The following is an 8,110-nucleotide window of genomic DNA, read 5'->3' on the forward strand; positions in this document are numbered from 1 at the left end:
CTTCAAGTTGAACGGGTATAAGCAAGACTAACCAGTCTTCACAAGCTCCCATCTCTTTTGGGAGCTAAGCGCACAGATAAGTCTCTCCCACACTGCGTATCAAATAGCGATTTTCCTTATATCACCATACGAGCTGAGCCCTATTTTCCACCAGCATCATATTATAAGTATGTAATATTATAACAGAGATTAGATTTAATTATTTCTCAATTGCTATCTCTTAATTATTAAAACCTACATTAACATCCTCTTCATTAAAGGTTGGTAATATTTATATTGAATAATATTCACCTTATTTTTATGCAATCAATAACTGCACAGTATTTATATGGTTAATTCGCAAAAACCACTTTTAACCACAATATAAGATTAGCTTAATTAGCAACCACTAATAACTTCTGTGACCACTGTTCAACTTATTAATATATCTACAACTTAATAGTGGGAAAATTTTTACAAATGATTCTTTATATGTATCTTATTTAAATGGTGAATATTCCAACCCCCATGTTATTTGCCATAAACATAAGATATTTTTACTCACACTAAAACATAACAGGTAAATAAATGAATACATTTGTAAAAATTACTGCGCTATCTGCTCTCACTCTTTCATCAATGAACGCTTTTGCCGTGAGCGATACTTTTGACGCGACTCTAGAAGTAAAACAAGCGATCACTATGAACAGAACGTCGAATCTTGACTTCGGTATTATCACTTCAGACCGTACGACAGATGTTGTGATTGCTCAAGGCGACGCAGGCGCTGCGACCTTCACTATCGACGGCGGTGCTGGTGAAGTCGTTGATGTTGCTATCGCTGGTACTAACCTTGTAAATGGTGCAAACAACGTTGCGCGACCTTTGATTTCTCTCCTACACTGACGCTAACAGGCGGTACAGCAGAGCTTAAAATTGGCGGTACAGCAGAAGTATCAACAGCGACACTTGTTGCTGGTACGTACTCTGCAAGCGTTCCAGTTGATGTTACTTACCAGTAATCAATAGTATCGTTTAATGAAATGGCGGCAATAATATAGTGCCGCCATTATTAGTATAAGAATACCATGCCATTAAAAGTTTCTTTTTATTTAGGGTTATTTTTATTTACCCACCAAAGTTGCTTGGCGTTGACGATCGTACCAGAAAATATGGGTATCTCTTTTCCAGGAACATATTTATCTGGACGAGGACAAAATGCGGTTTCTAGCCCTGCCCACAATCAACTGTATGTTGTCCGTTTTTATGTTGAAGGTGAACCAGGGAAAAAAATTACCGTCACCGTACCAAATAACCAATACCTTAATCATGACAAGACATCTCGAAAAATTAAGGTACGTCGAATCTTTTACGGGTGTGGTTTATCTAAACGCGGGCGCACAAAAATAAACAGCAATGGAAGAAGCAAATTGTTATGTATCGGCGCAAAGATTCGGATAGGCGCCAAAATTCCAGCAGGCAACTACTCTGGCACCATTCCTTTTGAGGTTAATTATCGATGAAGCACCTAATTCTACTGCTGACAACAGTGATCATCTCGCTACCTATTCATGCGCAACTGTTGATTGCTCCGACCCGCTTGGTGCTGAATGCAGATCAGTCAGTGACCGAGAAGATTATCGTTGAAAACAGCTCGGACAAGCCCATTCGACTTGAAATCAAACCGGTTTATCGCCCTATCACTTTGAGAGGCGTCACCCGCACCGATAAAAACATCGCGCAAACAGAAGATATTGCGGAGTGGATTAAAGTCTCTCCACCTGTCATTCGTGAATTAAAGCCAAACCACAGACTCCCAAAGCACGGGCCCCTCTTTTAATCTCGACTTCAGAGTAAACAGCTATATCCCTGTATATGCACAACGCGGCGAGATAAAACAAGACGTGTCCTTCCAGTGCGAAAGCGGCGAGTTACGTATTCAAAACAAAGGCAAACATCAGTTTAACGCCATACTAAACACTGAAAACCATCAAGAAAAGTTGGTACTACTTAGACAATCAGAGCTTGTGAGATCGCTACCGGCTAAGACTAAAATTCTGATCACACAAGACGAACAATCACTACACGAATGTACCTTGTAATCTGTCTTACATCGATTTACGCACCGAGCCCAATCTAACCAGAATGAGACTACGTTACATTGGGCTGTGTTTGTCGATGCTCTTCACCCTCTCTTTTCCGTTATTCGCCAACGAACCATCGCAGTTATCCTTATATCCTGCGCACATTGAAGTCCGATTAGGCAATGTAGGAGACAGTTTTTATCGTGTCATGATGGACGATGAGGAAGAACCCTACCTGCCTATCGAGAGCAGTATTGCTTACTTATTAGAAATGCATGGAGATTGTGTTCAACAGCGATGTGAAATTCACTTGCCACAGGACATGGCTCGAGAGACTCCGGCCTTCATTATCGACCTAGCTCACAGTGTGTGTTACCGGTCTAACTCGCCACAACAGCCCATTCAGGTCCTCAATTATGAACAGGAATGGCTCATCCACTGGCGCAGCCTTAAAGATTGCTTGCCCGTTAAAGCTCGTTGGTACATCGAAGACTATCAACTCATCATCGACAAGGGCTATAAGTCTCCCTCAGAGCTGGAAGAGGAAATTCAAAAGTTAAAACGCGACTCTCGCGAAAAAGCCAAACAGCTTGAAAAACTGGCAAGACAACCTGCGGTCAGGCCGCTATCAACGTTGGGGTTCTCCGCACGCCTTTCCGCAACCGCGTCATATGAGAGCGATAACAAGGAAGGAGGATACCTTCTTTCTGACTCGCTGATGAGCACTGAGAACTGGATAGGTCAGCTGTCTATTGACTCACGGGAAGATCAACCTGTGGCTTACTACAACTTCACGCTCTCCCCACCAAACAATAGTAATCAAGTTGAACTCGGGCATGTGGCACTAGATGGCGGCCTCTACTCCAATCCTGTGATTCTAGAAAATGGGTTTCACCTCACCAATCATGAGACAACACCTAAATTTGGCGATCTGCAACTTGAACAAACAACGCAGCCAAACATCAACATCGATGTGTTGGTCAACGGGATTTATCAAAGCTCCTATCGCTCTGATGATTTTGGGCGCTTTGTCATCGAAGAAAACAATATCGCGCCAGGTGACACACTCACGTTTCGCTATTACTTGGCGAAAGGCGTTTGGCAGCAAGAGGAAGTCGTTATCGCAGGCTTGGATGGTGGTTTCCTTCCGAAAGGAAAGTGGGGAGTAGATGCCATCGTCGACTTTGAAGGCGCCAAAGTTGGGGCGGGTATCGTCGAGTACGGCATAGATGACTACCTGTCCTTTGGAGCCACCGCGTTAATCGCGGAACACGACACGCTGCTGGCTTTCCAAACACGGTATCTTCCGAGCCACTGGTTGGCGATGCAAGTGGGTTGGATTCCTGAATTACAGCGCTTCCCTATTGAGCTAGATATGCAGTTTGGCCGCGCCCAATCGTTAAGCTTGGAACTCAACAAGTCTGCGAATTTCACACGGAATTCCGACTTGTACGACGCCTTAAAATACAGCTATTCAGGCGCTTACTATAATGCCTATCTGGATCTAAGGCATGAAGACGGTGGCTATAAAATCTCGCCTCAAGTCAGTATGAAAGTCGCTCGTAATCTTTTTCTCCGCTATGAATCTAATTACACCCACGATAAGAAAGAGAATGTCGACGACTTCTTACACACTATCGAACTCGCCAAAAATGGCTTTTCAGATACCTCATGGCGTGTGAAAGGGGCATGGGATAAATCCGGCTCTCTCGAGCAGACTGAAGCTTCATTACGAAATATTTGTACCGATTGCTGGCTCAAACGCGGGGAGTACTTCAAGGAGGTTATGTCGAACCTGTCTGCCAGCTATAACAATACTGATCTCGAATTGTCCGCAACGGTCGAAGCTCGGGTGAACTCAAACTTCAAAATCAAACTGTTTGGCAATCATGAACATTACGGTGTCGAGCTTACGACGGAAGCCGCGGCTCGCAGCCATTTCGACGACAACATTGCCGAGCTATTAGATTGGAGCAAATACAGTTTCGCAAAACTCGTTGGTACCGTCGTCGACCAACAAGGCAACACAATCCCGAATGTGAGTTTGCGCGTGCTCGATCAGTACGCTAAGAGCGATAAAAACGGCGAGTTTGTTTTTCACCAAGTTCCTGCCCACGATAATCTCTCCATCTATGTTGATGAAAGTGCACTCGACCTTAACTTAACCACGCAGCACAACCCCATTCTCGTCAATACGCGCCAAGCAGGGATAACACAAATATCCGTGGTTTTGATCGCCTCTTTCGGCATTGATGGTGTGATAAAAGGCCAACTCGAAAGCAACAGCTACCTGCACTTTAAACACATGGCCAATGATATGGAGTTCTCAAGCAAAATTGAGGAGGATGGCTTTTATATGGTGGAGGGGCTAACGTCTGGGCTCTATCTCATTACTTTAGAAAACGGCCAACAAAAAAGAATGATGCAGGCGCATCTCGACAATGAGTTTTGGATAAGCGGACTTAACTACCAAGTTTCCGACTTCTATTGAAGGTCTAATAAATACGGATACTTCTGATTTAAAGGACAAATATACAGAGCACATCACCAACGCTCCCTCCTCTTTTTGAATGAAAAAACGGCGTGCCGAGCCCTGCCTCCATTGATCAATTTGAAAATGAGATCTATCTCAAATATTTATCCATGACGGAAATAGTTGAAGCCAACGCCTAAAAGCCTCAGAATGTCGCACTTTTCGCGTCGAACATAAAATCGACGACTTTTTATCCAACTCGACAATTGAGAATCATACATATGGGTTTTACCTCGTTAGGTCTATCTGCTCCAATCCTTAAAGCTATTCAGGAAAAAGGCTACGACACCCCTTCGCCAATTCAGGCACAAGCAATTCCAGCTGTTTTGGAAGGGAAAGACGTGATGGCAGCAGCACAGACTGGTACAGGTAAAACGGCAGGCTTTACGCTTCCGATTCTTGAACGTCTGTCGAACGGTCCACGTGTCCGAAGCAACCAAGTCCGCGCATTAGTGCTCACGCCAACTCGTGAGCTTGCTGCTCAGGTACAAGAAAACGTATTCATGTACAGCCGTCACCTACTTCTAACGAGTGCAGTTGTATTTGGTGGTGTGAAGATCAACCCGCAAATGCTTCGCCTTCGTAAAGGTGCGGACGTATTGGTTGCAACACCAGGTCGTCTATTGGACCTATACAACCAAAATGCAGTGAAGTTTGACCAACTAGAAATGCTGGTTCTGGACGAAGCAGACCGCATGTTAGACATGGGCTTCATTCGCGATATTCGCAAAATTCTTGATTTACTGCCTAAGCAACGTCAGAACCTTCTGTTCTCTGCGACTTTCTCTGATGAAATCCGCGATCTTGCAAAAGGTTTGGTAAACAACCCTGTTGAGATTTCAGTAAACCCTGCAAACTCAACAGCACGCACTGTAGAACAATGTATCTACCCAGCAGACGTGAAGAAGAAAGCGCCAATGCTGGTCAAACTGATCAAAGACGGTGATTGGAAACAAGTACTGGTATTTACCAAAACCAAGCATGGCGCAAACCGCTTAGCCAAGTTCTTAATCGACCAAAAGATTACAGCTGCAGTAATTCACGGCAACAAGAGCCAGGGCGCACGTACTAAAGCACTGGCTGACTTTAAATCCGGCGAAGTTCGCGTACTGGTTGCAACGGACATCGCTGCGCGCGGTATCGATATTCCTCAGCTTCCTCAAGTGGTTAACTTTGAGTTACCAAAAGTAGCTGAAGATTACGTTCACCGTATCGGTCGTACTGGTCGTGCAGGTGAAGTGGGTAAAGCGATTTCTTTAGTGTGCGCACTTGAAGCATCAGAGCTGTTTGCAATTGAACGTTTGATTCAACAACTGCTGCCTCGTAAAGAGCTAGACGGCTATGCACCAACTAACGTATTGCCAGAGTCGAAGCTTGATACTCGCCCTATCAAGCCAAAGAAACCGAAAAAGCCTAAGAAGCCAAAAGCAGAAGGTGAAAACGGTCAAACCGCTGAGAAGAAAAACAGCGGTGGTAACAACAAACCAAAGCGTCGTTTCAACAGTGACAACAAAAATGGCAAGGGCGAAAACAAATCTGGCAAAGGCGGCGCTGGTAAGCCCAAAGGCAGCCGTGACGGTCAAGCTCGCTCAAACGGCAAGCCAAGTGGTAATAAGCCGAATAACAACCAGACTGGTGCGAACAAACCGGGCGCAAATAAAAACGGTAACGGTGGCAAACCATCAGGTAACCGCAAGCCTAACAGCGACAAGCCAGCTGGCGCAAAGCCTTCAAACGGTAAGCCGTCAAGCAACAAGCCATCAGGACAACGTCGTAAGCCACGTCCGCAAACTGCTAAGTAATTAGATATCGAGTTAAAACAACAAAGCCGCTGATAATCTCAGCGGCTTTGTTTTATCCAGCGCGTTTGGAATCTCCTCGCCAAAAAACAGAAACGCAGTCGTTATAACTAGTCATACAGTGGCTTTGAAACTGTTCTCACCTTTTATTTTTGCGTAAAATATGCCCACAAAGTAAAAGGAATACCAAATGAAAAACAGATGGTTAGGTATGGCTTGTGTGTTTCCTTTATTGGTTGCGTGCAATAGCGAGAATTCAACAATCCCAGTGTCTAGCGAGACCGTATCTCAAAAGCAAATCGATACGATTGTGTCGAACATCAATAAGCTTTATCCAGAGGCAACTCAAGAGCAAAAGTTGAGAGCAGCAAAAACCGTCGTTCGAGCAATTGAAGAACTTGTATTTGTTGAAGGTGGCAGCTTTGATATGGGAGATTTCAAGATGGATTGTGATTTCCCAACGAAAACTGAAAACCGTTTAGATTGGTCTCCAGATGCGCAGTGTTTTAACTTTGCTACTAACCTATCTGGAGCCCAACATTTACATAAAGTTACTCTCAATTCTTATTCGATTTCTAAATATGAAACTAGCTTTTTAGATATGGAATGGATGCGTCAAATAAATGGATTACCGGTCGCCCTCACTAACTTCATTAGTGTAATTCCTTTGAAGACAAAGCCTATGGAGCGGACAGATGAAAAATATAAGAAAGCTATTGAATACAATTTGAAAAACAATGAGGCTGCATATACAAAATCTTGGCAAGAGGCAAAGGATTACTGTCAGTGGTTGGGCAAAGTTTCCACTTTAGAATTTGATATTCCGACAGAAGCGCAATGGGAGTTTGCGGCAAGGAGTCGCGGACAGCATTATTACTATGCAACCAATGATGGTTATCGTTCCATTCGGGAAGGACGATATTTTGACCCGAATATTGGTAAGTATGTCGATATAAAACCCTCAGAGGTAAATAGTGGCACTAGCAGTGAAGAATATATTGGCCAATGGCCAGCTAATCCACTCGGCATTTATGGCATGAGTAATAATATCAGCGAATGGGTCAATGACTGGTACGCCAAAGACTACTTTATCCACTCAACTCAAGACAACCCTAGAGGTCCTGAGTCAGGCACCAAAAAAGTTGTTCGAGACGGACAAGGAATAAAGACCTTTGACCGCGCCGATGAGAACCCTACTCTTGATACTTACTCCCCAAGCCATAGCTTCCGTTGTTCAGTTCAACAACCAAAACCACTTACAGAATAGACAAGATATGAGCCAACACATTTCTCTCCTGTCTACTCAACCAGTATTGTCATTTCATCTCTAAGTAAGCGTCACATACTTAAACTCACTTGTGCACAGTCTCCCCTCCCCCTAAACAAAAACAGGAACGCAGTCGTTATAACGTATGCGCCCCATGAACCCACGGGGCGGTGTTGTTAATGTTTGAAGTTCCAAGGCAGGAGTGCATCGATATCAGGCTCAGCTTTCGCGAGCTCTTTCATGCACTTGACCATGTAGTCGTAGAGGATAAGGCCGTTGGCTTTTGCAGTCTCGACGATGCTGTAAAGCATCGCGCTCGCATCAGCACCATTTGGTGTGTTTGAGAACAACCAGTTCTTCCTGCCAATGACCAGCGGTTTAATTGCGCGCTCAGCGCGATTATTATCGATAGATAAATGACCGTCATCGATATAGCGGATAAGTTTCG

5 protein-coding genes and 2 pseudogenes are annotated in these 8,110 nt (G+C 44.2%); 6 read left to right on the top strand and 1 reads right to left on the bottom strand.

Features of this window, described 5'->3' with window-relative positions:
* Positions 1 to 567: 567 nt before the first annotated feature.
* The 6 genes and pseudogenes from KIV40_RS11450 to KIV40_RS11475 all read left to right on the top strand — a co-directional run bounded on the left by KIV40_RS11450 (position 568) and on the right by KIV40_RS11475 (position 7,662).
* Positions 568 to 1,001 (top strand): annotated as a pseudogene (locus KIV40_RS11450) (DUF4402 domain-containing protein).
* A gap of 66 nt (positions 1,002 to 1,067) precedes the next feature.
* Complete coding sequence (locus KIV40_RS11455; RefSeq protein ID WP_285349289.1) at positions 1,068 to 1,502, top strand: DUF4402 domain-containing protein; 435 nt, start codon at positions 1,068 to 1,070, stop codon at positions 1,500 to 1,502.
* Positions 1,499 to 2,081: pseudogene (locus tag KIV40_RS11460) on the top strand (molecular chaperone). Before KIV40_RS11455 ends, KIV40_RS11460 begins: the two are co-directional and overlap by 4 nt.
* Positions 2,082 to 2,157: 76 nt before the next feature.
* On the top strand, positions 2,158 to 4,554 hold the full coding sequence (locus tag KIV40_RS11465; protein ID WP_285349291.1) for a carboxypeptidase-like regulatory domain-containing protein: 2,397 nt from the start codon (positions 2,158 to 2,160) through the stop codon (positions 4,552 to 4,554).
* Between the two features lie 263 nt (positions 4,555 to 4,817).
* The gene (locus tag KIV40_RS11470; RefSeq protein WP_285349294.1) at positions 4,818 to 6,398 is read left to right on the top strand and encodes a DEAD/DEAH box helicase; all 1,581 of its coding nucleotides are present in this window, start codon (positions 4,818 to 4,820) and stop codon (positions 6,396 to 6,398) included.
* Between the two features lie 187 nt (positions 6,399 to 6,585).
* Positions 6,586 to 7,662, top strand: coding sequence for an SUMF1/EgtB/PvdO family nonheme iron enzyme (locus KIV40_RS11475; protein ID WP_285349296.1), 1,077 nt, complete (start codon positions 6,586 to 6,588; stop codon positions 7,660 to 7,662).
* Between the two features lie 176 nt (positions 7,663 to 7,838).
* On the opposite strand, the gene KIV40_RS11480 is transcribed toward KIV40_RS11475, so the two are convergent.
* Positions 7,839 to 8,110 (bottom strand): transposase (locus KIV40_RS11480; RefSeq protein WP_285349298.1); only part of this gene is annotated, 272 nt, incomplete at its 5' end.

Source organism: Vibrio sp. D173a, from assembly GCF_030248475.1.

What these genes read in the sequence shown, in the direction of transcription:
- KIV40_RS11455 (WP_285349289.1), top strand. Translation starts at nt 1,068, where the DNA reads ATGCCATTAAAAGTTTCTTTTTATTTAGGGTTATTTTTATTTACCCAC.
- KIV40_RS11465 (WP_285349291.1), top strand. Translation starts at nt 2,158, where the DNA reads ATGCTCTTCACCCTCTCTTTTCCGTTATTCGCCAACGAACCATCGCAG.
- KIV40_RS11470 (WP_285349294.1), top strand. Translation starts at nt 4,818, where the DNA reads ATGGGTTTTACCTCGTTAGGTCTATCTGCTCCAATCCTTAAAGCTATT.
- KIV40_RS11475 (WP_285349296.1), top strand. Translation starts at nt 6,586, where the DNA reads ATGAAAAACAGATGGTTAGGTATGGCTTGTGTGTTTCCTTTATTGGTT.